This is a genomic window from Microbacterium sp. W4I20 (assembly GCF_030816505.1).
Lineage (GTDB): Bacteria > Actinomycetota > Actinomycetes > Actinomycetales > Microbacteriaceae > Microbacterium.
The window spans coordinates 4,167,017-4,181,137 of sequence record NZ_JAUSYB010000001.1; the positions used below are offsets into that span (position 1 = coordinate 4,167,017).

The 14,121-nt window shown below is 68.9% G+C and carries 13 protein-coding genes; 10 read left to right on the forward strand and 3 right to left on the reverse strand.

Annotated elements, in window-relative coordinates:
- The first annotated feature begins 198 nt into the window (after positions 1 to 198).
- Genes argC through argH form a run of 6 tightly spaced genes read left to right on the forward strand, consistent with a single transcriptional unit; the run spans position 199 to position 6,868 of the window.
- Positions 199 to 1,242, forward strand: coding sequence for an N-acetyl-gamma-glutamyl-phosphate reductase (gene argC / locus QFZ21_RS20305; RefSeq protein ID WP_307381135.1), 1,044 nt, complete (start codon positions 199 to 201; stop codon positions 1,240 to 1,242).
- On the forward strand, positions 1,239 to 2,396 hold the full coding sequence (gene argJ / locus QFZ21_RS20310; RefSeq protein ID WP_307381137.1) for a bifunctional glutamate N-acetyltransferase/amino-acid acetyltransferase ArgJ: 1,158 nt from the start codon (positions 1,239 to 1,241) through the stop codon (positions 2,394 to 2,396). Before argC ends, argJ begins: the two co-directional genes overlap by 4 nt.
- Positions 2,393 to 3,310, forward strand: a complete 918-nt coding sequence (argB, locus tag QFZ21_RS20315) for an acetylglutamate kinase (protein WP_307381139.1) — start codon at positions 2,393 to 2,395, stop codon at positions 3,308 to 3,310. Before argJ ends, argB begins: the two co-directional genes overlap by 4 nt.
- Positions 3,307 to 4,512 (forward strand): acetylornithine transaminase, encoded by a 1,206-nt coding sequence (locus tag QFZ21_RS20320; protein WP_307381141.1) that lies wholly within the window; start codon positions 3,307 to 3,309, stop codon positions 4,510 to 4,512. Before argB ends, QFZ21_RS20320 begins: the two co-directional genes overlap by 4 nt.
- The gene (gene argF, locus QFZ21_RS20325; RefSeq protein ID WP_307381143.1) at positions 4,509 to 5,438 is read left to right on the forward strand and encodes an ornithine carbamoyltransferase; all 930 of its coding nucleotides are present in this window, start codon (positions 4,509 to 4,511) and stop codon (positions 5,436 to 5,438) included. Before QFZ21_RS20320 ends, argF begins: the two co-directional genes overlap by 4 nt.
- Positions 5,438 to 6,868 carry an argininosuccinate lyase gene (gene argH / locus QFZ21_RS20330; protein ID WP_307381145.1) on the forward strand — a complete coding sequence of 477 codons (1,431 nt, stop codon included), beginning with the start codon at positions 5,438 to 5,440 and terminating at the stop codon, positions 6,866 to 6,868. The genes argF and argH overlap by 1 nt, the downstream gene beginning before the upstream one ends.
- A 135-nt stretch (positions 6,869 to 7,003) precedes the next feature.
- On the opposite strand, the gene QFZ21_RS20335 is transcribed toward argH, so the two are convergent.
- Both QFZ21_RS20335 and QFZ21_RS20340 read right to left on the reverse strand, forming a co-directional pair.
- Positions 7,004 to 7,840 carry an endonuclease domain-containing protein gene (locus QFZ21_RS20335; protein ID WP_307381146.1) on the reverse strand — a complete coding sequence of 279 codons (837 nt, stop codon included), beginning with the start codon at positions 7,838 to 7,840 and terminating at the stop codon, positions 7,004 to 7,006.
- Between the two features lie 216 nt (positions 7,841 to 8,056).
- Positions 8,057 to 8,641 carry a DUF1349 domain-containing protein gene (locus QFZ21_RS20340; protein ID WP_307381148.1) on the reverse strand — a complete coding sequence of 195 codons (585 nt, stop codon included), beginning with the start codon at positions 8,639 to 8,641 and terminating at the stop codon, positions 8,057 to 8,059.
- A 59-nt stretch (positions 8,642 to 8,700) separates the two neighbouring features.
- Here QFZ21_RS20340 and QFZ21_RS20345 point away from each other — a divergent pair, with 59 nt between their 5' ends.
- From QFZ21_RS20345 to QFZ21_RS20360, 4 genes are read left to right on the forward strand one after another with little or no spacing between them, the layout of a single operon-like run.
- Complete coding sequence (locus tag QFZ21_RS20345; RefSeq protein WP_307381150.1) at positions 8,701 to 9,345, forward strand: SatD family protein; 645 nt, start codon at positions 8,701 to 8,703, stop codon at positions 9,343 to 9,345.
- Positions 9,342 to 10,175, forward strand: coding sequence for a hypothetical protein (locus QFZ21_RS20350; protein WP_307381152.1), 834 nt, complete (start codon positions 9,342 to 9,344; stop codon positions 10,173 to 10,175). The genes QFZ21_RS20345 and QFZ21_RS20350 overlap by 4 nt, the downstream gene beginning before the upstream one ends.
- A gap of 28 nt (positions 10,176 to 10,203) precedes the next feature.
- Positions 10,204 to 11,505 (forward strand): tyrosine--tRNA ligase, encoded by a 1,302-nt coding sequence (gene tyrS, locus QFZ21_RS20355; RefSeq protein ID WP_307381155.1) that lies wholly within the window; start codon positions 10,204 to 10,206, stop codon positions 11,503 to 11,505.
- Between the two features lie 6 nt (positions 11,506 to 11,511).
- Positions 11,512 to 12,306: a DUF4184 family protein gene (locus tag QFZ21_RS20360; protein WP_307381157.1), complete on the forward strand. Its 795-nt coding sequence runs from the start codon at positions 11,512 to 11,514 to the stop codon at positions 12,304 to 12,306.
- Here the strand turns inward: QFZ21_RS20360 and QFZ21_RS20365 are convergent.
- Complete coding sequence (locus tag QFZ21_RS20365; protein ID WP_307381159.1) at positions 12,291 to 13,418, reverse strand: CoA transferase; 1,128 nt, start codon at positions 13,416 to 13,418, stop codon at positions 12,291 to 12,293. The genes QFZ21_RS20360 and QFZ21_RS20365 overlap by 16 nt on opposite strands.
- Positions 13,419 to 14,121 lie beyond the last annotated feature (703 nt).

A 14,121-nucleotide genomic window follows, 5' to 3' on the forward strand; every position in this document is an offset into this window, starting at 1 on the left:
GCGACATGCCTTCGGCCGTCTCCGCTTCGATCACGCTTCCGAGCGTCGTCGTCGTGCGCCGACGCCGCGGCGGCCGCCGACTGTAGGCGACCCCGTACTCCTGCCCGCGTGCGCGTGGCGGTCGAGTGCCGAGGTCGCCGCCTCCGGCCCCGCCCATGGCCCCGGATTCCTCGGGGGCCCGACCGTTAAGGTAGAAGCATGACGTATTCCGTCGCCGTCTCCGGCGCATCCGGCTATGCGGGCGGCGAGATCCTGCGCCTCCTCGCCGATCATCCCGACATCGAGATCCGCACCGTCACGGCGCATTCGAATGCCGGGCAGCCCCTCGTCGACCACCAGCCGCACCTGCGCTCGCTCGCGCATCTCACTCTGCAGGACACCACTCCCGAGACGCTCGCCGGGCACGACATCGTGGTGCTGGCACTCCCGCACGGGCAGTCGGGGCAGTACACCGACGCGCTGGGAGACACCCCGCTCGTGATCGACGCGGGAGCCGACCACCGACTCACCTCCCGCGCCGCCTGGGACGCCTTCTACGGCGGTGAGTTCCACGACGCGTGGACGTACGGGGTCCCCGAGCTCCTGGTCGCCGGCGGCAAGCAGCGCGAGCACCTGCGCGGAGCGACACGCATCGCGGCACCCGGGTGCAACGCCTCCACGGTGAGCCTCAGCCTCGCCCCCGGTATCGCTGCGGGGGTGATCGACCCGTCCGACATCGTCTCGGTGCTCGCGGTCGGACCGTCGGGTGCGGGCAAGAGCCTCAAGACCAACCTGCTCGCCAGCGAGATCCTGGGCAGCGCGAACCCCTACGCGGTCGGCGGCACCCACCGCCACATCCCGGAGATCCAGCAGGCGCTGGGCGCGGCGGGGGGCCAGGACGTCCGTATCTCGTTCACTCCGGTGCTGGTGCCGATGTCGCGCGGGATCCTCGCGACCTCGACGGCCCCGATCGTCGACGGCGTGAGCGACGCGCAGATCCGCGCGGCATGGGAGAGCGCCTACGGCGACGAGACCTTCGTGCAACTGCTCCCCGAGGGGCGCTTCCCGCGCACCGCCGACGTGCTCGGCGCCAACACCGCGCTGATCGGTCTCGCGATCGATCGCGCGGCGAACCGGGTGACGGTCGTCACCGCGGTCGACAACCTCGTCAAGGGCACCGCGGGAGCGGCCGTCCAGTCCATGAATCTCGCGCTCGGCCTTCCCGAAGGCCGCGCCCTCTCAGTCAACGGAGTCGCACCATGAGTGTCACCGCCCCCGCAGGATTCGAGGCGGCGGGTGTCGCCGCCGGCTTGAAGTCGACCGGAAAGCCGGACGTCGCGGTGGTCGTGAACCGCGGACCCCGCAAGGTCGGCGCTGCCGTCTTCACCAGCAACCGTGCCAAGGCGAACCCGATCATCTGGTCGCAGCAGGTCGTCGCCGACCGTGTGGTCGAGGCCGTGGTGCTCAACTCCGGCGGCGCGAACTGCTTCACCGGCAGCTTCGGATTCCAGACCGCGCATCAGACCGCCGAGAAGGCGGGCGAGCTGCTCGGAGTGAGCGCCGGCGACGTGCTGATCTGTTCGACCGGGCTGATCGGCGTGGGCGATGAGGTCTTCCGCGGCAAGGTGCTCGACGGCACCGCCCAGGCGATCGCGGCGCTCAGTGCCGACGGGGGCCAGGCCGCCGCGGAGGCGATCATGACCACCGATTCCGTGTCGAAGACGGCTGTCGTCTCGCGGAACGGCTGGACGATCGGCGGCATGGCGAAGGGCGCAGGGATGCTGGCGCCCGGGCTTGCGACGATGCTCGTGGTGATCACGACCGACGCGGTCCTCGAGCCGCTTCAGGCCGACGAGGCGCTGCGCCGGGCGACGGGGCAGACCTTCGACCGCCTCGACTCCGACGGCTGCATGTCGACCAACGACCAGGTCACGCTGCTCGCCAACGGCGCCTCCGAGATCGCTCCCGACCCGGACGACTTCGCGGACGCACTCACCGAGCTCTGTCTCGAACTCGCCGTGAAGCTGCAGGGCGACGCCGAGGGCGCCAGCCACGACATCACCATCGAGGTGCAGCACGCGGCATCCGAGAAGGACGCGGTCGAAGTCGGTCGCTCCGTCGCCCGCAACAACCTCTTCAAGGCGGCGATCTTCGGCAACGACCCCAACTGGGGGCGGGTGCTCGCCGCGATCGGCACCACCGGCGCACAGTTCGACCCGTACGACGTCGACGTCTGGATGAACGGCGTGCGCGTGTGCAGCGAGGGCGGTCCCGACCGGCCGCGCGAGGAGGTCGACCTCACCCCGCGCGCCACGCACCTGGTGATCGATCTGAAGTCGGGCGACGCGACGGCGACGATCCTCACCAACGATCTCACCCACGATTACGTGCACGAGAACAGCGCGTACGCCTCATGACCGACATCCAGGACACCCCCGCCGAGGTCGCTGCGCAGAAGGCGACCACGCTGATCGAGTCGCTGCCGTGGCTGAAGAAGTTCCGCGATCAGATCGTGGTGATCAAGTACGGCGGCAACGCCATGGTGTCCGAAGAGCTGCAGGACGCCTTCGCGCAGGACATCGCTTATCTCCGCAACGTCGGGGTGCAGCCGGTCGTCGTGCACGGCGGCGGGCCGCAGATCTCCGACATGCTGCAGCGGCTCGAGATCCCGAGCGAGTTCAAGGGCGGCTACCGTGTCACGAACACCGAAGCGATCAGCGTGGTGCGCATGGTGCTCACCGGACAGGTGAACCCGCAACTGGTGTCGAAGATCAACTCGCACGGCCCGATCGCCACCGGCCTCAGCGGCGAGGACGCCGGGCTCTTCGGCGGTCGCCGACGCGGCGTGGTCATCGACGGGCTCGAGGTCGACCTCGGCCGCGTCGGCGATGTCGTCGAAGTGGATCCGACGCCGGTGCTCGACCACCTCGCCGCCGGACGCGTGCCCGTGGTCTCGAGCATCGCGCCCGACCTCGATCACCCCGGCCAGTCTCTGAACGTGAACGCGGATGCCGCTGCGGCAGCGCTCGCCGTGGCTCTCGGAGCCCGCAAGCTCGTGGTCCTCACGGACGTCCCCGGCCTCTACGCCGACTGGCCCAACCGCGACTCGCTCGTGTCGCATCTGACGGCGGCGCAGCTCATCGAGATGCTGCCGACGCTCGAATCGGGGATGATCCCCAAGATGCGCGCCTGTCTCGACGCCGTCGAGGGCGGCGTGGACGCTGCGGCGATCATCGACGGACGGGTGCCGCACTCGGTGCTCGTCGAGCTCTTCACCAGCAAGGGAATCGGAACCGAAGTGGTACTCGGAAAGACGGAGGTGACGGCATGACCGTCTGGCAGGACGATGTGGACCGCGATCTCGTGCAGAACGCGGGGGACCGGCTGGCACTGCTCACCCGCGGTGAGGGCTCCTCCCTGTGGGATGCCGACGGCCGACGCTACCTCGACTTCCTCGCGGGCATCGCCGTGACCTCGCTCGGTCACTCGCATCCGGTCTTCGTCGAGGCGATCTCGAAGCAGGCCGCGACGCTGTCCCATGTCTCGAACTACTTCGCCACCCCACCGCAGCTCGCACTCGCGGCGCGGCTCAAGCGCCTCGCCGGCGCCGGCATCGACGGCCGCGTGTTCTTCTCCAACTCCGGCGCCGAGGCCAACGAGGCGGCCTTCAAGCTCGCCCGTCTGCACGGCGGCACCGAGCGCCCGCGCATCCTCGCCCTCGAGAACGGCTTCCACGGTCGCACCATGGGATCGCTCGCCATGACGGCGAAGGCCTCGATGCGCGCGCCGTTCGAGCCGATGCCCGGGGGAGTCGAGCACATCCCCGCGACGATCGAAGCTCTCCACGCGGCCATGGACGACCGGGTCGCGGCGATCATCGTCGAGCCGATCCAGGGCGAGGCCGGTGTGGTCGAACTGCCGGAGGGGTATCTGGCCGCGGCGCGTTCGCTCACCCTCACCCACGGTGCCCTGCTGATCGTGGACGAGATCCAGACCGGAGCCGGTCGCACCGGCCAGTGGTTCGGCTTCAACCACGAGGGCATCACGCCCGACGCCATCACGCTCGCGAAGGGCATCGGCGGCGGGTTCCCGATCGGGGCGCTCGTCACCTACGGGTCGGCCAGCGCGCTGTTCACCCCGGGCTCCCACGGCTCCACGTTCGGCGGCAACCCGCTGGCGACGGCCGTGGCCGATGCCGTGCTCGCCGAGATCGAGCGGGCCGGGCTCGTCGAGAACGCTGCTCGCCGCGGGGGGGAACTGCGCGAGTCGATCCTCGGCATCGGATCGCCCCTGATCTCCGCGGTCCGCGGTCGCGGTCTGCTGATCGGCGTCGCGCTCACCGAGCCGATGGCGGGCGCCGTGGTCGCTGCGGCCCAGGAGCGCGGCTTGATCGTGAACGCCGCCAACCCCGAGACCGTCCGCATCGCTCCCGCCCTCACCATCGGCGACGCCGAACTCGCCGAATTCCGCGAGCTGTTCACCGCTGCACTCTCCGACGTGTCAGCATCCGTTTCTGGAAAGGTTTCCGCATGACCCGCCACCTGCTGCGAGACGACGACCTCTCGCCCGCCGAGCAGGCGGAGATCCTCGATCTCGCCATCGAGCTGAAGAAGGACCGCTGGTCGGACAAGAGTCTCGCCGGTCCGCAGACCGTCGCGGTCATCTTCGACAAGTCCTCCACCCGCACCCGGGTGTCGTTCGCGGTGGGTATCGCCGATCTCGGCGGTTCGCCGCTGATCATCTCGACGGCGAACAGCCAGCTCGGCGGCAAGGAGACGCCCGCTGACACGGCGCGCGTGCTCGAGCGCCAGGTCGCCGCGATCGTCTGGCGCACCTATGCGCAGTCGGGGTTGGAGGAGATGGCAGAGGGCACGCGGGTTCCGGTCATCAACGCGCTGTCCGACGACTTCCACCCCTGCCAGCTGCTGGCCGACCTGCTCACGATCCGTGAGCACAAGGGCGACCTCAAGGGCCTCACGCTCACCTTCTACGGCGATGGGCAGAGCAACATGGCGCACTCCTACGCGCTGGCCTGCGTGACCGCGGGCATGCACGTGCGCATCGCCTCGCCGGCCGACTACGCGCCGCGTGCCGACGTGATCGAGGATGCCGATCGCCGCGCCGCCGAGACCGGTGGTTCGATCGCGCTCTACACCGACCCGGTCGAGGCCGCAGCGGGCGCCGACGTTGTCGTCACCGACACCTGGGTGTCGATGGGCAAGGAGGAGGAGAAGCTCGCGCGCATCCGCGACCTCGGCGGCTACAAGGTGACGCCCGAGACGATGACCCTCGCCGACCCCGAGGCGATCTTCATCCACTGCCTTCCCGCTGATCGCGGCTACGAGGTCGACTCCACGGTCATCGACGGCCCGCAGAGCGTCGTCTGGGACGAGGCGGAGAACCGCCTGCACGCCCAGAAGGCACTGCTTGTGTGGCTGCTCGGCAAGAAGGAGGCGTGATGAGCGACTCGACCCATGAGGGAACGAACGAGGGCGCGCTCTGGGGTGCCCGCTTCGCCACTGGCCCCTCGCCGGAGCTGGTGGAGCTGAGCCGTTCCACGCACTTCGACTGGATCCTCGCCCCCTACGACATCGCCGGCTCCCATGCGCACGCGACCGCGCTCGCCGCTGCCGGGTATCTCGAGCCGGATGAAGCCGAGCAGATGCACGCCGGACTGGATGCCGTGGCCCGCAAGGTCGCCGACGGCTCGCTGCTGCCGGTGCCCACCGATGAGGACGTGCACGGTGCGCTCGAGCAGGCGCTGATCGCGGAACTCGGACCGGAACTGGGCGGGCGCCTGCGCGCCGGCCGCAGCCGGAACGACCAGATCGCGACCCTGGTGCGCATGTATCTGATCGACCACGCCCGGGTGATCGCCCGCGACATCCTGCGGGTGATCGACGCCCTCGTGGCTCAGGCCGAGGCGCACCCCGAAGCGATCCTGCCGGGACGCACGCACCTGCAGCACGCGCAACCGGTCCTGCTCGCCCACCACCTGCAGGCGCACGGCTGGCCGCTGGTGCGCGAACTCGAACGGCTCGTGGACTGGCGTCGACGCGCTGGTGTCTCGCCGTACGGCGGGGGAGCGCTGGCCGGCTCGACGCTCGGGCTCGACCCGGCCCTCGTGGCGACGGAGCTCGGCCTCGACCGTCCGTCGGAGAACTCTCTCGACGGCACCGCCGCGCGTGACGTGGTGGCGGAGTTCGCCTTCATCACAGCCATGACCGGGGTCGACATCTCTCGGCTCGCGGAGGAGATCATCCTCTGGAACACGCGCGAGTTCGGTTTCGTCACCCTCGACGACGGGTACTCGACCGGCTCGAGCATCATGCCGCAGAAGAAGAACCCCGACATCGCCGAGCTGGCGCGCGGGAAGTCGGGTCGACTCATCGGCAACCTGTCCGGCCTCCTGGCGACGCTCAAGGGCCTGCCGCTCGCCTACAACCGCGACCTCCAGGAGGACAAGGAGCCCGTCTTCGACTCGGTGCAGACGCTCGAGGTCGTGCTGCCGGCGTTCGCGGGCATGATCGCGACGCTGCGCTTCGACACCGAGCGGATGGCGGCGCTCGCGCCGCAGGGCTTCTCGCTCGCGACGGACGTCGCCGAGTGGCTGGTGAAGCAGCGGGTGCCGTTCCGCGACGCGCACGAGATCTCGGGCGCGCTCGTGCGGGCCTGCGAGGAGCAGGGCATCGGGCTCGAGGATGCCTCGGACGAGCTGCTGCTGTCCGTTTCCCCGCACCTGGTGCCGGCCGTTCGCGAGGTGCTGACGATCGAGGGGTCTGTGGCCTCGCGCACCGGTGTCGGCGGAACGGCTCCGGTGCGGGTGACCGAGCAGCGGGCCGAACTCGTCGCCCGGGCTCAGGCCGCAGCGCACGCCCTCGGGTTGTAGTCGGCGCGGTGGCGCGGCGGGGCGCGGCGGGGCGGCCGCGGCGGGTCTGACGGCTGACGTTTCGCGGAGCATCCGACGTTTCGCGGATGGATCTACTTGAATCGCTCCGTGAGATGTCGTCGGGACCGTGAAACGTCAGCGTGGCATCCGCACCCTGCGGAGCGCGCCGATGACTGCCGCCTGCACGGTCGGCCAGTCGTGCACGATCTGGGCGTAGTCGAACCGCAAGGTTTCGTAGCCGAGGCGCGATGCCGCGGCATCCCGAACCCGATCGTGGTGTCGGAGGGTGTCGGAGCCATGGTTCTCCTGTCCATCGGCCTCGAGGATGAGCGCGCCGGCGACGACGAAATCGACTCGGCCGACCCCGGCGATGTCGATCTGGCAGTCGAGTCGAAGACCGAGGAGATGGAGTCTCAGGCGGAGGAGCGATTCCAGACCGCTGTCGGCATCCGGGCGCGCGAGATCGAGGAGCCACCTCGCGGTGATGGGCAATGACGCGCGAAGTCGCGCCCGCACCGACCTCGAGAGTCTCTGGAGCCGCCAAGCCGACTCGTACGCCGCGAAGAACGCTTCATCTCCGGCACAGCGGCGGAGATGCCGGAGTGCGATCTCGATGCTGGCGGACCCAAGCGGAGGGAGACCGTCGTAGTAATGAGACACGCAGGTGCAGTGCAGGTGCGAGAGCGGATGTTGCTTTGGTCTGAGCCAGACGTGCGGACCATCTTCTGCCGGGAGCACCCAGATACCTGCGTCGCGCAGCACACTCACGCACGTCAGAGCCCCGCCGTGGGCGGTCGCGGCGCTCTCATTCTTGCCGAGGGGGCGTGTGGCGAACACTCCGTTGCGCACGCGCTGGATGTTTCCGTGTCTGACCTGGTCGGCGAGATGCTGCCTCGTGAATCCGAAGGAGAGGAGTTGACGCCCTCGCGCCATACCCCCGAGGCGTTCGATCGTGTCCTTGGCTGAAAGCATGACCCCAAGATGGCTCCCGGGTCGTCGTTGACGGGCGCCATATTCGCCGTCGGGAACAAGTGCGGCGCGGCTCGAGGATGTGGAGGACAGTTGTGAGTCGACGTTTCACGGAGTGTCCGACGATTCTCGGGAAGTCCGCCGGGGATTCATCCGGGAATCGTCACCGGCTCCGCGAATCGTCCTCCGCTCCCGCCCCGACCCCCGGACCCCCGCGCCTCAGTGCAGCTCGCCGTCGGCCGCGGATGCCGCCCAGCGGGTGAATCCCACCGTGAAGCCGGCCCGGGTGGGGGCGGCGAGGAACGGACCGGCGGATGCCGCGGCTTCGCCGTCGAAGGGCGCGACGCGCACGAGTCGCCAGGGCCCGTCGTCTGCGCGGGCTCGCACGATCAGGGCATCCGCCCATCGGCTCACACGCACGGTGATCTCGCTCTCGAGCCACTCGTCCACATGGCCGACCGACCAGTCCGACCCGCCGGCTGTGACCACCGCGCCGAGTCCGAGGTGCCCGTCGGCGTACTCGACGCCGGCCTTCATCCAGTGTTCGGCGTCGATCTGCACGAAGACTCCGGCCTGATCGAACTGGCCCTCCCACGGTGCACGGAAGGACACGTCGACGGCTTCACCGACAGCCAGCGGGGCCACCAGCGCATGCTCGGTGTCATGCACGAAGCCGTAGGCGGTGTGGCGCCAGGCGTCGCTGCCCTCCGCGGCGGTGACCTCGAGGAGTTCGGTTGCGATGACGGATGCCGGGGCGTTGGTCCAGGTTCCGGCGTTCCAGGGGATGATGTGCGTTTCAGGCATGTTCTCAATATATAACCCATCAATGCATAAAACAAAGTTATGCGTGATATGGTTATGACATGGTCATCGCCGTACTCGCCGACATCGTGGGCTCACGCAAGCTCGACGACCGCACTGCTGCGCAGCGCGTACTGGATGAGACGATCGCCGGCGTGGAGGCAGATCTTCCGCTCGCCGCGCAGCCGCTCACGCCGACGGTGGGCGATGAGCAGCAGGGTGTCTATCGCGATCTCGGCGAAGCCCTGACCGCGTTGCTGATGCTGCAACTGCGGCTGCCGGATGGGATCGCCTTCCGCTTCGGCATCGGAGTCGGGGAGGTGTCGGCCGTCGCGTCGGTGCACGGCGAACTCGCCGACGGTCCCGGCTGGTATGCCGCCAGGGCCGCCATCGAGACCGTCCACGCCAGGGAAGGGCGCGCCATACCGCGCGCGCGGACCTGGATTGTCGGTGCCCCGGGGCAGGATGAGGTCATGGAGAGCACGATCGCCGCATCGAACGCCTACCTCCTCGTGCGAGACGAGCTGATCGGCGCCATGAGCGAGCGCGAGCGCCGACTCACCTACGGCCGTCTGATCGGCAGGTCACAGCACGAGCTCGCGGCGGCAGAGGGCATCTCTCAGCCGAGCGTCTCGAAGTCGCTGCGCAGCGCCGGTGCCGCGGCGCTCCTCGAGGGTGTCTCCGCCCTCCGAGGGGGAGACGCATGATCGTCGCCGGCTTCGTCCTTCTGGCCGTCGGCGCGGTCGACCTCGTCCGTCAGTTCGCGCCGCGTCGCTGGATCGGCTTCCTCACGGTGGCCGTGCTGCTGCTGGTGCTGGGGAGCGTCAGCGACGCTCTGCTCCCCATGATCGCTGCTCTCGCAGTGGGTGCGCTCTGGATCTGGTGCATGCCGGATGAACGCCGGGCTCCGCTGGGCTTCTGGCCGGCCGTCCTCCTCGGAGTGCTCAGCGTCGGCGCGGTCGTCTCGCTCGGAGCGCGGCCCGACGCCGGACTCATCGGCGATGTCTGGACGCTGCGCTCGCCGTTCGGCGAGGTCTCCTTCGATCTCGCGATGCTCGTGCTGGGGGCCGGGGTCTTCCTCCTCGAGTCCTCCAATCTCGTGGTGCGCGCCGCTCTCGACGGAGAGCACACCTGGCGACCGGCTGAGCCGGAGGCCGCGGCTGAGCCCACACAGACCGCTCCGGTCTCGCCTGCGCCGACGACCGCGGCGCCGACGAACCCTGAGCCGTCCCCCGGCGCCGAACCCGGGACCGCGATCGTTCCCTCCCCGACCACGCCCTCCGACCCGCGCGGCGGATTCAAGGGCGGGCGCCTGATCGGCCCGCTCGAGCGCACGATCGTGATGATCCTCACCCTCGCCGCCGCCTACCCCCTCCTCGCCGCGATGCTGGCGGCCAAGGGGATCGTGCGATTCCCCGAGATCTCGCGCGACGGAGAGACCGGCGCGCGTGCCGAGTACTTCCTCGTCGGCAGCCTCGTCAGCTGGGTGATCGCGCTGAGCGCGGCGTTCCTGGTGTGGTGGGCTGCGCACAGCTGATCCGACGGGCGCTGATAGCCTGGAGCGCGTGTCAACTCCCGCTCTGACGACCGCGACTCCGGCGATCGATCCCACGTTCGAGAACGTGTGGGACGAACTGGTGTGGCGTGGCCTCGTCCATGTGTCCACCGACCAGGAGGCGCTGCGCGCCCTTCTCGCGGGAGACCCGATCACGTATTACTGCGGGTTCGACCCGACCGCTCCGAGCCTGCACCTGGGCAACCTCGTGCAGCTGCTGACGATGCGTCGCATCCAGCTCGCCGGGCACAAGCCGCTCGGGCTGGTCGGCGGTTCGACGGGTCTCATCGGCGACCCCCGGCCCACGGCCGAGCGCACGCTGAACACACCAGAGACCGTCGCTGAGTGGGTGGACCGTCTGCGCACACAGGTCGAGCGGTACCTCAGCTTCGAGGGCGAGAACGCTGCCCGCATGGTGAACAACCTCGACTGGACGGCGCCGATGTCGGCGATCGACTTCCTGCGCGAGATAGGCAAGCACTACCGGGTCGGCACGATGCTGAAGAAGGATGCCGTCGCCGCGCGCCTCGCGTCGGATGAGGGCATCAGCTACACCGAGTTCAGCTACCAGATCCTGCAGGGGATGGACTACCTCGAGCTCTACCGCCAGTACGGCTGCGTGCTGCAGACCGGAGGTTCCGATCAGTGGGGCAACCTCACCAGCGGCACCGACCTCATCCGTCGGGCCGAGGGCGTCGCCGCGCACGCGATCGGCACACCGCTGATCACCAACAGCGACGGCACCAAGTTCGGCAAGAGCGAGGGCAATGCGATCTGGCTCGACCCGGAGATGTGCAGCCCGTACCGGATGTACCAGTTCTGGCTGAGCAGCTCCGACGCCGACGTCATCGATCGCTTGAAGGTCTTCACCTTCTTGAGTCGTGCCGAGATCGAGGAATACGCGGCGCTGGTCGAATCCGAACCCTTCCGTCGTGCGGCGCAGAAGCGTCTGGCGCTCGAGGTGGTCGCGACCGTGCACGGCCTCGATGCGACGGCGGCCGTGATCGCGGCATCCGATGCTCTGTTCGGTCAGGGGGACCTGACCGCACTGGATGCGTCGACGCTGCGGACCGCGCTGGAAGAGCTTCCACACGCGACGGCCGCTGCGGGCACGCCCGTGGTCGAGGCGCTGGTCGCGACCGGGCTCGTATCGAGTCTGGGTGAGGCGCGGCGCGCGATCACACAGGGTGGGGTCTCGCTCGACGGCGAACGGATCGACGATGAGGCTGCCACCGTGCAGGGGTCCCTTCCCGGCGGAGTCTCCGTGCTCCGCCGTGGCAAGAAGACACTCGCGGGCGTCTTCATCGGCTGAGCCAGGATGCCGTTCACTGCCAGTCACGCTGTCGTCGCGCTGCCGTTCGTCCGCACCCCTCTGGTGCCGGCGGCGATCGCGATCGGTGCGATGACGCCGGATCTGCCGCTGTTCCTCCGCGGAGTCGGCCTGAACTACTCGTTCATGCACACACCCGTCAATGTGGTCTGGACTTCACTGCTCGCCTTCGTGCTGTTCCTGGTCTGGCGTGTCGTCCTGCGCCCCGCCATACCGGAACTCGCTCCGCGATGGCTCGCCCGTCGGCTGCCGACGGGCTGGTCGACGAGTGGGCTTCCCGCGGCGAGCCGGGCGGTGGGAGCGGGGGAGCGACGCGGGTATCCGCTGCTTCTCGCGGTGTCGCTGGTTCTGGGGGTGATCTCCCACATCATCTGGGATCTCTTCACTCACGAGGGGCGATGGGGAGTGCAGTTGTTCCCCGCCCTCGACGAGATGTGGGGTCCGCTCGCGGGCTTCAAGTGGCTGCAGCACGGGTCGAGCGTGCTCGGGCTCGCGATCATCGGGGTGTGGGCGCTGCTCCGAGTGCGTCGCCAGGCGCCGCGTTCGCTGATCGATCAGCGGCTGCCGGGCGGGGTGCGCGTGGCGTGGTGGCTGTCGCTGCCGGTGATCCTCATCGGTGCCTGGGTGCTCGGACTGGTCGTGCTCGGTCCGCTCGATGCGGAATTCACCGTGCAGCATCTCGCGTATCGAGTGCTGCCTCCCGCCTGCGCACTCTGGGGTGCGATCACCCTGCTGCTCTGCGTGGCCCTGTCGCTGAGCCGGCGACCTCACCAGCGCGGCTGATCCTGCCCCCAGGGTCGTGGCGCTGCGAACTCCAGGCCGGGCAACGCCGGACGAGCCGTGATCAGGTCACTGTCGCCGACGCGGAAGTGCGCGGTGTGCGACGGATCGTCGATCAGAGAGTCGAGAGCGGGCTCGACGCGGCGGGTCATGCCCAGCAGTTCGGCGGCGACGCGACGGAGTGAGGCCTGGACGAACCAGGTGCCGCCCTCGCGATCACGGCGTCGGAGCAGAGCGATGACTGCGGCTGCGAGGAGATAGCCGGCGCTGTGGTCGAGTGCCTGGGCGGGAAGTGTTCCCGGCCGGAAACCGTCGCGGGACTCGATCATCGCGATCCCGGACTCGGCCTGCACGAGGCTGTCGAACCCGGCGCGATCGGGGTGATCGAGACCCCAGGCGCTGAGCTGAGCGATGATGAGACCCGGGTATTGCTGCGCCAGTGCCTCCGGCGCGAGTCCCAGCCGATCGAGCGCATCCGGACGGTAGCCGAGCACCACGGCATCGGCATCGGCCAGGAGTTCCCTCATGCGGGGTGACCTCGCGTCCAGCAGCGCGGTCCGCTTGCCGTGGCCGGTGTCGAGGTGCTGCCAAGACGGCTCCGCCATGGTCGCGGGATCGATCCGCAGCACGTCCGCACCGAGCAGAGCCAGGGTTCGCGTACAGACGGGGCCGGCGATCACTCGTGTGAGATCCAGCACGCGTACCCCGGACAGGGGGAGCGGGGCTGCACCGACACGAGGCGTACGGGGTGCGGCATGCGTACCGAGCTTGCGGATGTCGAGAACCGGATGCTGGCGGAGCCGGGCATCCTCGCTGCGGTCTTCCTCGAGGACGGGAACGGCGAGGCCGCCGGTCGACGTGATGGCGGAGACCGCGTCGGCGGCGGTCATACGACTGACCGCCGAGCGCACGTCATCGGCATCGGCGGGTTCTTTCAGCCGAAGTCCGGCGCGCAGTGCCGCCGCGTGATGGGGGTAGTTGCCGTGGGTACGGACCCACCCGTCGTCCGTCTCCCAGAAGCCAGAGAGCGGCGACCACACCGGGGGCGCCTGCCCGTCGATCCGCAGAACCCGATCGCTCCGGTAGGCCGTGGCGATGCGCACGGGGTCGATCATGGCGGGATCGTTGTGCGAAGCGAGTACCGCAAGGGCGACGCTGGCCCAAGCGAGCTGTCCGGTGGCGAGGCGTGAGTGCAGAGGGACCGGGGTACTCGGCTCCATGACGCTGTCAAGAACGCCCGCGTCCTCCCCGAGCTCTTCCCAGAGCTGTGACAACAGGAGGCGGGCACTCACTCGTGGTCCTCGGAAGTCGGGTGCGCCGAATCGCAGGCTCTGGGGCGCAGATCAGGGAGCGAGAGCATGGCGCGATCGTACTCTCGCCGGCCCCAGGCAGGAAAACACGGGCTGATCCGGGCGAAACCCCTCCGCCATGCACGACGACACGCCCGGGCGGGGTGGCCCGATTTGCCAGAACCCCGAAACCCCCGTAACTTATTACTTGTTCGCCCCACAGGGAAGCGGAGAAGCCCAGAGCTTCACCCCCCTCAAGCGGAGAACCACCTCCCGATCCACTCTCTCTTGAGAGATCAGACGCTTGCGTCTAGGATGGGAGATCCACCCCTTCTGCAGCTGAAACCAGCTGCGCAGCGGATCTCAGATCCGCATGGCGCGCCGGTTTGACAAGCGAGTCGGGATGGCTAAGATAGAGAAGTTGCCCTTCGGGCCTGGCTGTGATGGCTGGGTCGTGGGAGCATCCGATCCTTGAGAACTCAACAGCGTGCACTTGTCAAATGCCAAATTATCCTCGTTCAGTCGTTTT